At 73.5% G+C, this 14,826-nt stretch carries 15 protein-coding genes; 4 read left to right on the forward strand and 11 right to left on the reverse strand.

Translation table 11 applies throughout. The features are described 5' to 3' along the window. Positions 1 to 71 precede the first annotated feature (71 nt). On the forward strand, positions 72 to 632 hold the full coding sequence (locus J1M38_RS07550) for a GNAT family N-acetyltransferase (protein ID WP_206481620.1): 561 nt from the start codon (positions 72 to 74) through the stop codon (positions 630 to 632). Positions 633 to 669: 37 nt separating this feature from the next. Here J1M38_RS07550 and J1M38_RS07555 read toward each other — a convergent pair whose 3' ends face one another. Continuing rightward, positions 670 to 2,325 (reverse strand): thiamine pyrophosphate-dependent enzyme, encoded by a 1,656-nt coding sequence (locus J1M38_RS07555; protein WP_206481619.1) that lies wholly within the window; start codon positions 2,323 to 2,325, stop codon positions 670 to 672. 167 nt (positions 2,326 to 2,492) lie between these two features. On the opposite strand from J1M38_RS07555, the gene J1M38_RS07560 reads away from it, so the two are divergent. Both J1M38_RS07560 and J1M38_RS07565 read left to right on the forward strand, forming a co-directional pair. Beyond that, positions 2,493 to 3,269 (forward strand): CGNR zinc finger domain-containing protein, encoded by a 777-nt coding sequence (locus tag J1M38_RS07560; protein WP_036317519.1) that lies wholly within the window; start codon positions 2,493 to 2,495, stop codon positions 3,267 to 3,269. A 96-nt stretch (positions 3,270 to 3,365) separates the two neighbouring features. Beyond that, positions 3,366 to 4,352, forward strand: a complete 987-nt coding sequence (locus J1M38_RS07565) for an L-lactate dehydrogenase (RefSeq protein ID WP_206481618.1) — start codon at positions 3,366 to 3,368, stop codon at positions 4,350 to 4,352. 10 nt (positions 4,353 to 4,362) lie between these two features. Here the strand turns inward: J1M38_RS07565 and J1M38_RS07570 are convergent, their stop codons facing one another. From J1M38_RS07570 to J1M38_RS07585, 4 genes are all read right to left on the reverse strand, one after another. Further along, a complete protein-coding gene (locus J1M38_RS07570; protein WP_206481617.1) occupies positions 4,363 to 4,764 on the reverse strand; it encodes a hypothetical protein in 402 nt (133 codons plus the stop codon). A 190-nt stretch (positions 4,765 to 4,954) separates the two neighbouring features. Further along, positions 4,955 to 5,536, reverse strand: coding sequence for a hypothetical protein (locus J1M38_RS07575; protein WP_044658537.1), 582 nt, complete (start codon positions 5,534 to 5,536; stop codon positions 4,955 to 4,957). 60 nt (positions 5,537 to 5,596) lie between these two features. Then, a complete protein-coding gene (locus J1M38_RS07580; protein ID WP_206481616.1) occupies positions 5,597 to 7,009 on the reverse strand; it encodes an MATE family efflux transporter in 1,413 nt (470 codons plus the stop codon). A 1-nt stretch (position 7,010) separates the two neighbouring features. Further along, on the reverse strand, positions 7,011 to 7,964 hold the full coding sequence (locus tag J1M38_RS07585; RefSeq protein ID WP_012751117.1) for a CPBP family intramembrane glutamic endopeptidase: 954 nt from the start codon (positions 7,962 to 7,964) through the stop codon (positions 7,011 to 7,013). 143 nt (positions 7,965 to 8,107) lie between these two features. Here J1M38_RS07585 and J1M38_RS07590 point away from each other — a divergent pair, with 143 nt between their 5' ends. Further along, positions 8,108 to 8,521 carry a VOC family protein gene (locus J1M38_RS07590; protein WP_002856773.1) on the forward strand — a complete coding sequence of 138 codons (414 nt, stop codon included), beginning with the start codon at positions 8,108 to 8,110 and terminating at the stop codon, positions 8,519 to 8,521. A gap of 10 nt (positions 8,522 to 8,531) precedes the next feature. On the opposite strand, the gene J1M38_RS07595 is transcribed toward J1M38_RS07590, so the two are convergent. The 6 genes from J1M38_RS07595 to J1M38_RS07625 form a co-directional block, all read right to left on the reverse strand. Further along, a complete protein-coding gene (locus tag J1M38_RS07595; RefSeq protein ID WP_170080134.1) occupies positions 8,532 to 10,043 on the reverse strand; it encodes a SulP family inorganic anion transporter in 1,512 nt (503 codons plus the stop codon). Positions 10,044 to 10,106: 63 nt separating this feature from the next. Next, positions 10,107 to 11,201, reverse strand: a complete 1,095-nt coding sequence (locus J1M38_RS07600) for a permease (protein ID WP_020621738.1) — start codon at positions 11,199 to 11,201, stop codon at positions 10,107 to 10,109. A 16-nt stretch (positions 11,202 to 11,217) separates the two neighbouring features. Beyond that, positions 11,218 to 11,859, reverse strand: coding sequence for an ABC transporter ATP-binding protein (locus tag J1M38_RS07605; protein WP_241246557.1), 642 nt, complete (start codon positions 11,857 to 11,859; stop codon positions 11,218 to 11,220). A gap of 746 nt (positions 11,860 to 12,605) precedes the next feature. Then, entirely contained in the window at positions 12,606 to 13,316 is a 711-nt protein-coding gene (locus tag J1M38_RS07615) for a hypothetical protein (protein WP_020621741.1), read from the reverse strand. A 49-nt stretch (positions 13,317 to 13,365) separates the two neighbouring features. Continuing rightward, complete coding sequence (locus J1M38_RS07620; RefSeq protein ID WP_020621742.1) at positions 13,366 to 13,536, reverse strand: hypothetical protein; 171 nt, start codon at positions 13,534 to 13,536, stop codon at positions 13,366 to 13,368. Positions 13,537 to 13,908: 372 nt separating this feature from the next. Next, a partial coding sequence (locus J1M38_RS07625) for an ABC transporter ATP-binding protein (RefSeq protein ID WP_241246552.1) occupies positions 13,909 to 14,826 on the reverse strand: 918 nt, incomplete at its 5' end.

Raw genomic sequence — 14,826 nt, forward strand, 5'->3', positions numbered from 1 at the left:
GAGGGGACGAGGGCTGGGGCGGCGGGCGGCTCACGCGGCCGCGCCCGGCGTCCCCCTCGTACACTCGGCACATGCTCCCGGACCCCAGCCCCACCGTCACCGTGGACGGCCTCCTGCTGCGCCCGCTGCGCGCCGCGGACGAGATCGCGGCGCGCGAGGCGGACGCCGAGCTGCATCGGGAGGGGTTCGACTTCCTGATGGCCGGCACCCGCTCCTTCCCCGCGATCCGCCGCGCGTTCGCCGCCGAGGCGCGGGGCGACGTCGAGCCCGGCCGCGCGCCCGCCTCCTTCTACGTGGGCGTGGACGAGAACGGTGAGCTGGTGGGCCGGGTGTCCGTGCGGTGGGAGCTGAACGAGGCGCTGCGGCACGTCAACGGACACGTGGGCTATGCGGTGCGCCCCGCGTTCCGGCGGCGGGGCCACGCCGCGCGGCTGCTGCGCGGCGCCCTGATGCTGCTGGCCGCACGCGGGGTGTCCACCGCCCTGCTCACGTGCGACGAGACGAACACCGCCTCCGTGGCCACAATCCGCGCGTGCGGGGGCGTGCTGCGGGACCGGGTCGAGACGGACCTCGACGGTGCACCCCTCCCCGTGCCCCAGCTGCGCTTCGACGTCCCCACGACGGCGGCCTGACCGGAGGAACGGCGACGACCGCGCCGCGCCGCCGGCCTCAGTAGGCCTTGACGCGCTGCTCCACGATCAGGTGGATGAGCGCGAACCGGCCCTCCTCCTGGACCGCCTTGAGCGCCGCGTCCACGGCCGCCGGCACGTCCGCGTCCCGCTCCACGCGCACCCCGAAGCCGCCGAACGCCTGGGCCATGGCGGCGAAGTCGGGGTTCTTCAGCTGGGTGCCGGAGACGCGCTCGGGGTACTCGCGCTCCTGATGGGTGCGGATGGTGCCGTACTCCTGGTTGTCCATGACGATCACGAGGGGCTTCGCGCCGTACTGCGCGGCGGTCGCCAGCTCCTGACCGTTCATGAGGAACTCGCCGTCGCCGGCGATGGTCACCACGGTGCGGTCCGGGAAGTTCAGGGACGCGGCCACGGCGCCCGGCACCGAGTAGCCCATGGAGCCGTTGCGGGCCGAGATCATGGCGCGGTAGCCCTCGGTCGGGAAGTACCGGTGCGCCCAGTTGGTGTGCTCGCCCGCGCCGAGGGAGATCATCGAGTCCTTCGGCAGCTTCGGCACCAGGTTGGCCATGAGGGTGGCCATCTTCGCCTGGCCCTCGGACGGCTCGGCCGGGGGCAGGGCCGCGAACTTCTCCTGCTCGCCGCGCATGCGGGAGGTCCACTCCTCCCACTCCGGCTTGACCTCGAGCTCCATGCGGACGAGGTCGCGGATGAACCCGTCCGGCTTGGCCACGATCTGGTGGGACACGGGGCCGGAGCGGCCGCGCAGGGACGGGTCGATGGTGACCAGGAAGTTCTTCTTGTCCCAGTTCTGGCGGATGGTGAAGCCGTTGGTCACGGCGTCGCCCGGCACGGTGCCGACGAACACGATGAGGTCGGTCTCCTCGAGCATGTCGTAGGTCGGCTTCGGGCGGCCGTAGCCGATCGGGCCCACGTAGGACGGCGAGGAGAACGGCACGGTGCCCTCGGTGCGCCACTCGGCGGCGGCGGGGATCTTGTGCTCCTCCAGCCACGTCGTCAGGGTCTGCGCACCCTCGTCCGTCCAGTCGTTGCCACCGGTGATGAACAGCGGCTTGCGGGACTCCTTGAGCGCGGCGTGCAGGGACTTCCAGTCCTCCACGGTCATGCCGCCTGGGGCCACGGGGATCTGCGGGTGCAGGTGCGCATCGATCTCCTCACGGATCACGTCCTCCGGCAGGCCGACGACGACGGGCCCGGGCCGGCCCGAGCTCGCGGCGAACATGGCCTCGGCCACGATCTCGGAGGCGCGCTCCGGGTGGTCCAGGACCATCACGCGCTTCGCACCGGTGCCGAACCAGGCGTGCGGGTCGAACTCCTGGAAGGCCTCGCGGTCGCGGTGCTCGAACGGGATCAGGCCGACGAACAGGACGAGCGCCGTCGAGTCCTGCCACGCGGTGTGCAGGCCGACGTGGGCGTTCGCGGCGCCCGGGCCGCGCGTCACCATGGCGACGCCGGGGACCTCGTTCATCTTGCCGTCGGCCTCGGCCATGTACGTGGCGCCGCCCTCGTGGCGGCACACCACGTTCTCGATGCCCGAGTCGTGCAGGCCGTCCAGGACGTCCAGGTAGGACTCGCCCGGCACGGAGTAGACGCGCTTCACGCCGTGGGACTCAAGGGTCTTGACGATGACGTGCCCGGCGGAGAGGCGACCGGTCGCCTGGGAGGTCTGGGACATGGAGGTCTCCTGTGCTGGTTCGGGGGCCCCTCCGGCCCCATGGGTGCACCCCGCCGCGCAGACGGGGTCCGTGGGGGTCAGGGTACTGGACGGGGCGGCGCCGGAGGCGACCCGATACGCGGCGTGAAGCCGGTGACGGGAGGGCGGGCCCGCCGTACGATTTCCCCATGCTCTCCGCGCCGACGCTCACCCGCCTCGCCTCCCTGGCCGCGTTCCTGAACACCGCCCCCGGCCTGCGGGGCGGTCAGCCGGCGGACGAGCGGTTCACCGCCGCCACGCAGCTGCCCTCCCTCGTCCCTGAACTCCAGGAGGACGAGGTCCGCCTCCGCCTGGCCGCCGCCGCGGCCGTGCGCGGCCGCGAGCTCCGCGGCCGTCTGGCCGAGGTCTGGGCCCTCGCCGCCGTGGACGAGGCGGCCGCCGTGGAGCGCGTGAACGCCCTCCTCGCCGCGGCCGGGCCGCTGCGGCTGACGGCCGGGGGCGACGTCGTCGGGCTGGCCCCGGCACAGGTCCCCGCCGACGCGGTCGAGCGGCTGGCCGCGATGGCCGCCCTCGCGCTGGCGGAGACCGCGATGGACGGCGAGCTGACCCGCCTGCGCGTGTGCGAGGGCGAGGACTGCGAGAACGCGCTCGTGGACGCCAGCCGGAACCGGTCCAAGCGCTTCTGCGACGAGGCCAACTGCGCCAACCGCACCCACGTGCGCTCCTACCGGGCACGCCTGGCCGAGGCGGCGGAGGCCGCACCCGCGACGGATCCGGCCGGGCCGGCCGGGCCGGAGGAGGCGGAGGCGCCGGAGGCCGTCGTGGACTCCGAGGCCGCCGGGGGCGACGAGCCCCGCCAGGAGACCGAGAAGGAGAAGAAGGAGCGCAAGAAGGCGGAGAAGAAGGCCCGCAAGAAGGCGGAGAAGAAGTCCGGCAAGAAGAAGTCGGACAAGAAGAAGGACTGACCCGGCCCTGCCCGCCAGGTGGTCCGGCGCTGAACATCGGGGGACGGGGCCGCCTCTGGTTCCGTCGGCCGGCCGGACACCCCTAGCCTGCGAGACATGAGCGAGCACACCCCTGCCCACGCCCCCGCGTCCCTCGGACCCGCCCACCGCAAGGTCGGCGTCGTGGGGGCCGGCGGCGTCGGCACGGCGATCTGCTACGCGACGCTGATCCGCGGCGTCGCCCGCGAGGTCGCCCTCTACGACATCGACGAGCCCAAGGTCCGCGCCGAGGTCCTCGACCTGGCCCACGGCACCCCGTTCACCTCTGCCTCGGCGATGACCGGCGGCGCGGACCCGGACGTCCTGGCCGGCTGCGAGGTCGTGGTGATCACGGCCGGCGCCAAGCAGAGGCCGGGGCAGACCCGCCTCGACCTCGGCGCGCACAACGTGGAGATCCTGCGCGGCCTGCTGCCCCAGGTGCAGGCGCACGCGCCGGACGCGCTGATCGTGCTCGTCACCAATCCCGTGGACGTCCTCACGCTGGTGGCCCAGCGCCTCACCGGTCTGCCTGCCGGCCGGGTGATCGGCTCGGGCACCCTCCTGGACACGTCCCGCCTGCGGTGGCTGCTGGCGTCGCGGGCGCAGGTCCACGCGTCGTCGGTGCACGCGACCATCCTCGGCGAGCACGGGGACACGGAGTTCCCCGCGTGGAGCTCGGCGCGCATCGGCCCGACGCCCATCCTGGAGTGGCCGACGCCGGCCGCCCCGCTGTTCACCCGCGCCGACCTGGACGCGGTGGCGGGCACCGTGGTGCACGCCGCGTACGAGGTGATCCAGGGCAAGGGCGCCACCACGTACGCGGTCGGCGTGGCCACGACCCGCCTGCTCGAGGCGATCCTGCGTGACCAGCACGCCATTCTGCCGGTCTCCACCGTGCTCGACGGCGTCCACGGGCTCTCCGACGTCGCCCTGTCCATGCCGTCCGTGGTGGGGCGCGACGGCGTCTCCCGCGTGATCCAGCCCGAGCTGGACGCCGCGGAGATGCGGGCGCTGCACGCCTCGGCGGACGCGCTGCGGCGGGAGGCACGCAGCCTCGGGTTCTGAGGCGCCGGCCTCAGGCGCGCGGGGCGTCGCCTCCGGTGCCGCCCTGCTCGCGGCGCCCCCGGGCGGCCTGGGCGCGGCGGTCGGCGGCGGCCTTGCGGAACATCTCTTCGGAGGAGCGGTTCACGCCGGAGCCCTGGGAGAGGTGGTCCGGGTTCTCGCGCGCGGCGAGCTGCAGCATGGCCACCACCACGAGCGAGGTCATGAAGAAGACGCCGAAGGCGATCAGCGCGATGTCGACGCGCAGCGGATTCTGCGTGCCGCCGGAGGCCGTGATGCCGGCGATCACCCCGCCGATCAGGCCGAGCACGGCGGAGAAGACGAGCGGGCCCTTGACCGTGGTGCGCAGACCGCCGCGTGCCGGGCGGCCGGATCCGGCGCGATCGGCGGACGGGCGGGGGGACGGTGCGCTCACGGCGGGACTCCTGACGGCTGGGGGCGGCTGGGGCGACACGGCCCGCGCAGGCGCCCGGGGCTGAAGCCCTCGGGGTGCGACGGACCGGAGCCAGTCTACGCGTCCGGCCGGCGGGTGGCCCCTCGGGGCCCCGAGGTCCTCCCCCGGCGAACGGCCGCCCCGCGGGTCAGGACCGCGACGTCGACCCGGTTCAGAGGCCCCTGGCCGTGCCGCGGTCCCGGCGCACCTCGTGGTGGAAGCCGAGCCCGGAGACCATCAGGAGCACCCCGATCAGGATCGCCCCGCCGCCGGCGATGCCGAGCAGGGCGTGCGGGCCGAAGCCCTGCAGGGCGGCCACGACCACGCCGCCCCCGGAGAGCAGGCCCACGAGGCCGGTCCACAGCTGGTCCCGCGCGGGGATGAACTCGCGGCGGTGGCGGGCCCACGCCACGAGCTCGGCGACGCCGCCGAGCACGAGGGCGGCGCCGGCCGCCACGCCCACCGCGGCCGGGGAGCCCAGGAACAGCAGCACGATCACGCCGAGCATCCACGCGGCCGCCGCCAGGGACAGCGGGGAGCGCATGGCCACGGGCACCGGGTCGCGGCGCAGGTACTCCCACATCGCCGAACCGGAGAACGCCAGGTACAGCGCGAACATGACCTTCATCCACGTCAGGCCCGGCTCGGCGACGAACACGGTGGTCAGACCGAACACCAGCGCCACCACGGCGCGGATCAGGATCGGCTTGAACACCACGGACGAGATCTCCAGGGGGGTCTGCACGGTAGCCACCGCCCCAGTCTAGGAGCCGTGCGGCCGCGGCCCGGCCCGCGCGTCACCGCCCGGATGCGCTCACACGACGCCGAGCCGCAACCAGTCGTCGCGCCGGGCCCGCCCGCCGAGGGTGAGCGCCCGCATCCCCATGTAGACCCCCGCGAAGCCGAGCCAGAGCAGGCCCAGCTGCACACCGGCGTCGGGCACGGCGATGTTCGGCTCGGCCCAGGCTGCGGGCCAGCCGAACCCGCCCGTGGCGAGCTGCGCGAGCACCCAGAGCGCCGGCGCGTAGACCACGAGGTTCACGAGGCCGGCGAGGGCGAGGTAGCGGGCGTCGCCGGCGCCGATCAGCACGCCGTCCAGCACGAACACGTAGCCGGCCACCGGCTGCCCGGCGGCCAGCACCCACAGGCCCACGGTGGCGGCGGCCTGCACGGTCGGGTCCGTGGTGAACAGCCCCGGCAGCACCGGTGCCGCCAGGGCCAGCACGGCCCCGGTCACGACGCCGAAGCCCAGCCCCCAGCGCACCATCGTCCGGGTGAGGCGACGGGCGGCGTCCGGCCGGGCGGCCCCGAGCTCGGCGCCGATCAGGGCCTGTGCGGCGATCGCCAGGGCGTCGAGGGCGAACGCCAGCGTGGAGAAGAGCGTGAAGACGAGCTGGTGGGCGGCGAGGGTGAGGTCCCCCGCACCGGCCGCTGCCATGACGGTGATGAGGATGGCCGCGCGCAGGCTCGCGGTGCGCAGCAGCAGCCACGAGCCCACCTGGGCCGTGGCCCGCATGCCCGACGCGCGGGGCGCCCACGCCGTGCCCGAGCGGCGGAAGCGCGGGGCCAGCACGAACAGGTACGTCACGAGCATCGCCCACTGCACCACGGACGTGCCGACGGCCGAGCCGACCACGCCCCAGCCCAGCCCGTACACCAGGGCCACGTTCAGCCCGATGTTCGCGCCGAAGCCCACACCCGCCACCACGAGCGGCGTCACGGTGTCCTGGAGGCCGCGGAGCACCCCGGTGGCCGCGAGCACGGCCAGCAGGGCCGGCAGCCCCGGCATGGAGCAGCGCAGGTAGGCGACGGCGTGGGCCTGCACCTCGCCCGTCGCGCCGAGGGCCGCCGTCAGCGCGGGGGCCGCGAGCCAGCCGAGGACGGCCAGCACCGCGCCGAGCAGCAGGCCCAGCCAGATCCCGTCGCGGCCGCGGTCCATCGCGGCGGCCGGGTTCCCCGCCCCGATCAGCCGGGCCACCGCCGGGGTGGTGGCGTAGGCCAGGAAGATCATGAGGCCGGTGAGCGTGTGCAGGATGGTGGTGCCGATCCCGACGCCGGCCAGCTGGGCCGTGCCCAGGTGCCCGATGATCGCGGTGTCGGCCAGCAGGAACAGCGGCTCCGCGATGAGCGCGCCGAATGCGGGGACCGCGAGCGCGAGGATGCGTCGCGTGAGGGCGCGCGCGTCTTGTGGGGCGGGCGCCGCCGTCGAGCCGGAGGGTCCCGCCATCTCAGCCCAGCAGGGCCAGCAGCGGGGCCAGCGCCGTGGTCGGGGCCGTGGGCTCGGGCAGCGTGTCCGGCAGCAGGGGGGCCACGAGGTAGAGCATCGCGATGGCGATGCCGTTGTTCACCATGTGCAGCAGCACCGCGTACCCGAACGAGCGGCCCATCAGGATGTAGGACACCGTGATCGCCACCGCGAGGGTCAGGTACGGGACGGTCTCCACGAGCCGGAAGTCGCCGCCGGTGCCGAGGAAGTGCAGGAGCGTGAACGCGAGCACGGAGACCACGGCGCACACCCACACGTTGATCCAGCGGGAGAGCTTGCCGATCAGCAGGTGGCGGAACAGGTACTCCTCCACGAGCGGGGCGGCCACCACGGTCATGAGGATCATGAGCACGGGCGGGGCCTGCGTGGTCATCTCCTCGAGCGCGGCCTGGTTGGCGCTGGTCTGCGCCTCCCCGATGAGGCTCAGCACGATCACGTTCACGACGATGCACGCCAGCCACGTGGCGGGCAGCAGGAGGAGCTTCCACCACGTGCCCGTGCGGAACACCCGCAGCGACGTCACGAGCGGGCGCCAGGCCACGGCCAGCACGAGCACCACGAGGATCGCGTAGCTGACGATGTTCACCGTGAACCCGTCGCGGACCAGGTCGAACGCCTCGAGGTCACCGGGGACCAGGCCGAGCGACACCGCCAGCCACAGCCCCAGCCCGAGCACCATGAGCGCCACGTACACGAGCACCACGACGGCGTCGCCCCAGTGGAACCGACCCGGGGTCCAGTCCGGCGCGGGGCGGGCCGCGGGCCGGCGGCCGGGCCAGCCGGCGGGGACGCCACCGGGGGCGCCGGGGTGCCCGTGCAGGCTCGGGGCGACGGCGGCGCGGCGGGCGGACGGCCGGCCCGACGGCGGCCAGCCGGCGGGCGGACCGGCCGGCGGGCCAGAGGGAGGAACACTCATGGCGGCCACGCTACCAAGGGGGGCGGACGCACCAGGCCGCGGGCGGCGTCGTCGGGAGCGGCTCCGTGGCCCACGCCACGCCCGCGCGCCCGCGACACGCGCGCGGTGGCGGCGGACCGAACGCCTCGTCTACGGTGCTCTCCATGGCCTTGTTCTCCCAGCCGGTGTTCATCAACCTCCCGACGACGGACACCGAGCGAATCCGTGAGTTCTGGACGACCCTGGGCGCCACCGCGATGGACGACTACTCGGACGAGCACTCGGTGTGCATCGAGCTCACCGAGTCGACGTACGCGATGTACCTCAGCCCCGGCTACTACACCGACTTCATCGGCAACCGTGAGATCGCCGACTGCCTCACCACCAACTCCGCCCTCATGGCGCTGAGCGTCGGCGACGCCGCGGCGGTGGACGCCCTGGCGGACCGGGCGGTCGAGCTCGGCGCCGCCGAGGTGCCCCTGCCCGTGGACCTGCGCGAGGAGATGGCCGACTCCGGCATGCACTCCCGCGAGATCGTCGACCCGGACGGGCACCAGTGGGAGTTCGTCACCGCCTGAGCCCGCCGGCTCAGGTGCCGAGCCGCCCGGTGAGGCGCGCGTGCATCGCTGCGGAGGCCTCGTTCAGCCCCGTCACCTCGGCGTGGATCCCGTGCTGGGCGTACTTGGTCAGCACCGAGTCGAGAGCGGCCACAGTGGAGGCGTCCCACACGTGCGCGGCACCCATGTCGATCACGACGCACGGCGGATCGAGGGCGTACTCGAACTGCGAGTAGAGGTCGTTCGATGACGCGAAGAACAGGGCGCCGTGCACGCGATACGTGACGGCGTCGCCGTCGTCGTGGACCTCGCGGACCACCGTGACCAGACGCGAGACGCGCTGGGCGAAGAGCACCAGCGCAGTGAGCACACCCACGCCCACGCCGATCGCGAGGTTGTGAGTGAGCACCGTGGCCGCCACGGTCACGACCATGACGGCGGTCTCCGAGCGCGGCATCGCGCGCAGGGTGGCGGGGCGCACCGAGTGCCAGTCGAAGGTCGCGGCGGCCACGAACATCATCACGCCCACGAGCGCGGCCATGGGGATCTGCGCCACGAACTCGCCGAGGGCCACCACGAGGACCAACAGGAACACACCCGCGAGGAACGTGGAGATCCGGGTGCGGGCGCCGTTCGCCTTGACGTTCATCATGGTCTGCCCCACCACTGCACAGCCGCCCATCCCGCCGAACAGCCCGGAGACCACGTTCGCGACCCCCTGCCCCCAGGACTCGCGCGTCTTGTCCGAGCGGGTGTCCGTGATGTCGTCCACCAGCTTCGCGGTGAGCAGGGACTCGAGCAACCCCACGAACGCCATGCCGATGCTGAACGGCAGGATCAGCCACAGCGTCTCCCACGTCAGCGGGACGTCCGGCAGGCCGAGCGCGGGCAACGCGTCCGGCAGCGCGCCCCGGTCCCCCACGCGCGGCACGGCCAGGCCGGCGGCCATCACCAGGGCGGTGACCACGACGACGGCCACGAGCGTCGCAGGCACCGCAGTGGTGAGCCGCGGCAACAGCACCACGATCGCCAGGGCCAACGCCGTGAGCGGGTACACGAGCCACGGGACGCCGATCAGCTCGGGCAGCTGCGAGGTGAACACGAGGATGGCCAACGCGTTGACGAACCCCACCATCACCGAGCGCGGGACGAACCGCATGAGCCGGGCCACACCGAACACGCCGAGCAGGATCTGGATGACGCCGCCGAGGATGATCGCGGCAAGCAGGTGCCCCACCCCGTACGCGTGGGACAGCGGTGCGACGACGAGCGCCACCGCCCCCGTGGCCGCGGAGATCATGGCGGGCCGGCCGCCCACGATCGCCGTGGTCACCGCCATGGTGAAGGACGCGAACAGCCCGACGCGCGGATCCACGCCCGCGATGATCGAGAACGCGATGGCCTCCGGGATCAGCGCGAGCGCCACCACGACGGCGGCCAGCACCTCCGTGCCCAGCAGCCGAGGGCTGCGCAGGGTGCGCAGGACGGACTGCCGCTGGAGCGGCGTGAGGGCAGGCGGGGGCGCGGCGGGTAAGGCGGGCATGCTCCCGAGGGTAGCGGTGCGCGGGCGGGGTGCCCGCCGGTGAGCGGGCCCGCCCGCCACCCCTCACGCCGTCCGCATCACCCGCACGGGGTCGCGGAACGCGGCGAACGCCGCCGGGGCGAGGCTGGCCAGCAGCGCGGTGAGGGCGGCCAGCACGGCCACCGCCGCCACGAAGTCCACCCCCAGCGTCCCGCCCTGGCCGGCGACGACGGCGTACCCGGCTCCGGAGCCCAGCACGGCGCCCAGCAGCGCAGGCACGGCGGTGCGCACGGCCACGAGCAGGATCAGGTCTCCGCGGCCGATGCCGAGGGTGCGGCGGCGGCCGAGGTCGCGGCGGCGGATGAGGACGTCGGCGAGCACCACGATGGACACGAAGAACGCGCCGGCTCCGAGGATCAGCAGCAGCAGGGAGCGTCCGAGCCCGGCGAGCTCGCCGGTGATCACCTGGTTGCCGGCGGAGAGGGCACGGGCGGTCTGGATGGAGGAGGCGCGCGGGTCGGGGTCGATCACGGCGAGCGCGGCCTCCTGCATGGCGCGGGTGCCGGCGGTGTCGGCGGCGAGGACGCGGACCTGCTGCATCACGAGGGCGTCCGGGGCGGCGGGGACGGTGAGGGCGTAGCCGTCGAGGTCCTGGAAGGGGTCCTGGGCCTGAAACGCCCCGACGACGGCCCACTGGCGGCCGTCCGTGGCCTCGATCGCTCCGGAGGGCTGGGCGAGGCCGAGCTCGGCGAGCTTGGCCTCGGGGACCACCACCTCGCCGGGGGCGGGCAGGCGGCCGCGGGTCAGCTCGATGCCACGGTCCAGGGTGCCGACCACGTTCGTCACGGCCACGCGGGCGCCGCCCCGGCCGATCCCGGTGTTCACGGCGTCCATGGGCGAGTCCCGGGCGAGGGCGGCCTCGGCGGTGTCGAGTCCGGCGAGGGTGGCCGCGGTGGCGCCGGTGAGGAAACCGGTGCCGCCGGTGTCGGTGACGGTGAGCACGCGGGCGCCGGGGCCGGAGAGCTCTGCGGCGACGGCCGCCTCGGTGGCGGCCTGCCTGCCCACGGTGGCCACGGCGGCGAAGCACATGGCGGCCACCACGAGCAGCACGAGGGCGGAGGGCACGGGAGAGGTGCGTGCGGCGGTGACGGCTTCACGCAGCAGGGTGCGCAGGTTCATGGGCGGTCCTCCCGGTTCACAGCCGCACCACCTCGTCGGCGCGGGCGACGACGGCGGGGTCGTGGGTGGCGACCACCACGGTGCGCCCCTCGGCGGCGGCATCGGCGAGGGCGTCCATGACGAGGCCGGCGTTGTCCGGGTCGAGGTTGCCCGTGGGCTCGTCCGCGAGGACGACGACGGGCGCGTTCACGAGGGCGCGGCACACGGCCACCCGCTGCGCCTGCCCGCCGGAGACCTGCCCGGGCCGGTGGTCGGCGCGGTGGGCGAGGCCGAAGCGCTCGAGCAGCGCCCGTGCCCGGTCCTCGAGCGTCTGGCGCTCCAGCCCGGCGTAGAGGCCGGGCTCCACCACGGAGTCCAGGATGGGGCGGGACGGGTCCAGCTCCGAGTCCTGGAACACGAATCCCACGGAGGCGGCGCGCAGGCGGGAGCGCTCCCGGTCCGGGCGGGTGGAGGCGTCGACGTCGCCGAGGCGCACCACTCCGGAGGTGGGCGTGAGCATGAGCCCGAGCACGTACAGGAGGGTGGACTTGCCGCGCCCGGAGGGTCCGGTGAGGGCGGTGACGGCGCCCGGCGTGAACGCGTGGGTGAGGCCGTCGAGGACCTGCGCTTCGCCTACACCCGCGCCGCCGTCCGGGGCGGTGAGGGTGATGCGGATCAGGCCCTGCTCGTCGGAGGTGGACTCGCCGGCGACGGCCTTCCATTCGTGTTCGCCGTGGGGCACGGTGACCTGGGTGCCGGCCGGGATGAGGGCGGCCTGCTCCTGGTTGACCTCGAGGGCGAAGTCCGGTTGGTCGCCGGGGCGGGCCACCACGTTCTCGCCGCCGGCGAGGGTGGTGCCGACGGCGGTGGTCTTCGCGTCCACGCTGAGGGGCGCGGGGAGGGCGTCGAGGACCACGAGCTGGCCGAGCTCCACGGTGTCCGCGGCGGGGTAGCCGCGTTCGGTGAGCCAGTCGTCCCAGGCGTCCGCGGTGGCCTCGTCCCACGTGCCGGTGGCCTCCACCTTCGCGCCGGTGGCGGCGAGCATGCGCTGGAACGCGGCGACGTCGTCGCCGGAAGTGCCCTCCCCGAGAGGGCGCCACTGGGGAAGCTCGCCCTGGAGGACGAGCACGGGCTTCTGGGCGACGGCGTACAGCACCTCCCCGGCAGCCACTTCGCCGGACTCTCCGGCCCGGGTGACGACGCCGGTCAGCGCGTTCACCGCCGCCGGCGTCTGCTCGCGCGACACGGAGACGCCGAGGGTGATGACGCGGCCGAGCTCCTGCTCGGCGACGGTGACGAGGGCGCTCGCGGCCGGACGCTGCTCGGCCTGAACCGGAGGGGTGAGCGTGACCCGGCCGGCCCAGAAGGCGAGCGCGGCGACGGCCACGAGCGCAAGGACGAGGGCGGCCCAGCGGGCGGGGCGATTCATCCGGATGACCCCCAGAAGACATCCTGCGGCGGAAGCTCCGGGCATGTCTGCGCGACCTCGGCCTGGCGTTCTGCCGACACGCCCCTCATGCTGTCCGCGAAGGGCCACCACTGGTGGCGGCCTGGAGTGTAGAACGCGGAGACGAATGCCTCTTTGGAGGGGCGCGCGGAGGTGTCGACCGTGTAGCCGTAGGCCTCGAGACACGGGATGAGGTATTGGTCCCAGTAGTCATAGACGAGGCGGAGCTGCGGATCGGTCCAGTCCTGGGTGTAGCTCGGATCCACCGGGTGCTGTGCGTAGCAGGTCACGTAGGCCGCCTCGAAAGCAGACCTCTGGGACTCAGGTGGGGTGTCGATCTGAATTCCCCCGGTCGGACCGACCGAGTTCGGCCACCCGGCCTCGGCCAGGCATGTGGACACCATGCGGTCCGACTCGAGGGACGTGGCGTACCACCCGGAGCGCTCCACCTGAGGCGGCGCGGGCATTCCCGCCCCCTGAGCGTGCCGCGCGACTTGCTCACGGTAGGCGCGCTCCTTCTCCGCCTCCGTCGTCAGGAGGGGTTCGATCCTCTCGGTGGGAACCCACTGCGAGGCGTCCCAGGTCTTCTCGGCCGTCGCGGTGGGGGGAGCGGCGACCGTGGATGAACCGCCGAGGCCCGCAGACTCCCGACCGACGCAGCCGGTGAGGGTCAGGGCGACGGCCGCCACCAGGGCGGCCGTCGCAGGAATGCGTAATGAAGTCATCGGTGCCGGCGAGTCAGTACGGGTAGTAGCAGTAGCCGTAGGTGCCCGACAGGAGGAGTCCTGCGCTGCAGTCCTGCCGACCGGAGTCCGTCAGCGCCTGCGCTGGCACCGCACCGGAGACGGCCAACGGTCCAGCGACGGCCACGCCGGCACCGACCTTAGAAATCCGCTGCTTCATACCCATGTCGCTCCTCCTTATGGTTCACGCTCAGTCGTGATCTGCGTCACACTCTATGAAGGTGCTCGCCCTGTGTCCAGAGAATTCTCGGTCGGTCCACAGACGTGCCCCACCAGGGAGTCAAGAGGGTCCTGCGCGTGACGGATGCGCAATCTCAGGGGACGAATGAGCGCGGCCACACCGGCAGGGGTGGCCCGACGATCGGGTTTCGATACTCCCGTCACCGCCGCGCGCCCTAGCCCCGTACACCTCCGGCTCCGGAGAGGTGCGGGCTCGTGAAACTCACCGGCACCTGGATCGAGAAGGTCATCGGGTGGTCCCGTGTCGCAGCGACGCCAGCGGCCAGTGGCTGGGCGCCGGCGCCATCCAGCCCCGGCCTCAGCGGGCGTCCTCGCGCGCGGCGGGCGCGCCGTCGTCGTCCTGCTCCTCCGCCTGTTCCCCGCCCTGGAACTGGCTCCTGTACAGCCGGAAGTACGCGCCGCGAGCGGCCAGCAGCTGATCGTGCGAGCCCTGCTCCACGATGTCGCCGTCCTCCATCACGAGGATGACGTCCGCGTCCCGGATGGTGGAGAGGCGGTGGGCGATCACGAAGCTCGTGCGGTCCGAGCGCAGCGCCGCCATCGCGCCCTGGACCAGCACCTCGGTGCGGGTGTCCACGGAGGAGGTGGCCTCGTCCAGGATCAGGAGCGAGGGCTGGGCCAGGAACGCACGGGCGATGGTGATGAGCTGCCGCTCGCCCGCGGACACGTTGGCGGCGTCCTGCTCGATCACGGTGTCGTAGCCGTCGGGCAGGGTGTGCACGAAACGGTCCACGTAGGTGGCCTTCGCCGCCGCGACGACCTCCTCGTCCGTGGCGTCGAGTCGGCCGTAGCGGATGTTCTCCCGGATGGTCCCGCCGAAGAGCACGGCGTCCTGGAGCACCATGCCGGTGGCGGCGCGCAGCTCGCCGCGGCTGACCGTGCGGGTGTCCACGCCGTCCAGCAGGATCCGCCCGCCGTCCACCTCGTAGAACCGCATGATCAGGTTGACCAGGGTGGTCTTGCCGGCACCGGTCGGCCCGACGATCGCGACCGTCTGCCCCGGCTCCGCCACGAAGTTCAGGTCCGTGATGAGCGGCTTCTCCGGCGTGTAGGAGAAGCGCACATGCTCGAACTCCACGCGACCGCGCAGCGGGCGCGGGAGGTGGGCGACGCCGTCGGGCCCGGGGATGGCGGAGGGCGCCGTTTCCCGAACGAAAGCGCTCTCGGAGGGCGCCGTTTCCCAAACGAAAGTGCCGTCGGGGGTGCGGGCGGGGGT

The sequence above is a fragment of the Micrococcus sp. KRD070 genome (assembly GCF_017168435.1).
GTDB lineage: Bacteria > Actinomycetota > Actinomycetes > Actinomycetales > Micrococcaceae > Micrococcus > Micrococcus luteus.

Bases quoted from the DNA above. Each gene is read 5' to 3' on its own strand.
- J1M38_RS07550 (WP_206481620.1), top strand. From the start codon at position 72: ATGCTCCCGGACCCCAGCCCCACCGTCACCGTGGACGGCCTCCTGCTG.
- J1M38_RS07555 (WP_206481619.1), bottom strand. From the start codon at position 2,325: ATGTCCCAGACCTCCCAGGCGACCGGTCGCCTCTCCGCCGGGCACGTC.
- J1M38_RS07560 (WP_036317519.1), top strand. From the start codon at position 2,493: ATGCTCTCCGCGCCGACGCTCACCCGCCTCGCCTCCCTGGCCGCGTTC.
- J1M38_RS07565 (WP_206481618.1), top strand. From the start codon at position 3,366: ATGAGCGAGCACACCCCTGCCCACGCCCCCGCGTCCCTCGGACCCGCC.
- J1M38_RS07580 (WP_206481616.1), bottom strand. From the start codon at position 7,009: ATGGCGGGACCCTCCGGCTCGACGGCGGCGCCCGCCCCACAAGACGCG.
- J1M38_RS07585 (WP_012751117.1), bottom strand. From the start codon at position 7,964: ATGAGTGTTCCTCCCTCTGGCCCGCCGGCCGGTCCGCCCGCCGGCTGG.
- J1M38_RS07590 (WP_002856773.1), top strand. From the start codon at position 8,108: ATGGCCTTGTTCTCCCAGCCGGTGTTCATCAACCTCCCGACGACGGAC.
- J1M38_RS07595 (WP_170080134.1), bottom strand. From the start codon at position 10,043: ATGCCCGCCTTACCCGCCGCGCCCCCGCCTGCCCTCACGCCGCTCCAG.
- J1M38_RS07600 (WP_020621738.1), bottom strand. From the start codon at position 11,201: ATGAACCTGCGCACCCTGCTGCGTGAAGCCGTCACCGCCGCACGCACC.
- J1M38_RS07620 (WP_020621742.1), bottom strand. From the start codon at position 13,536: ATGGGTATGAAGCAGCGGATTTCTAAGGTCGGTGCCGGCGTGGCCGTC.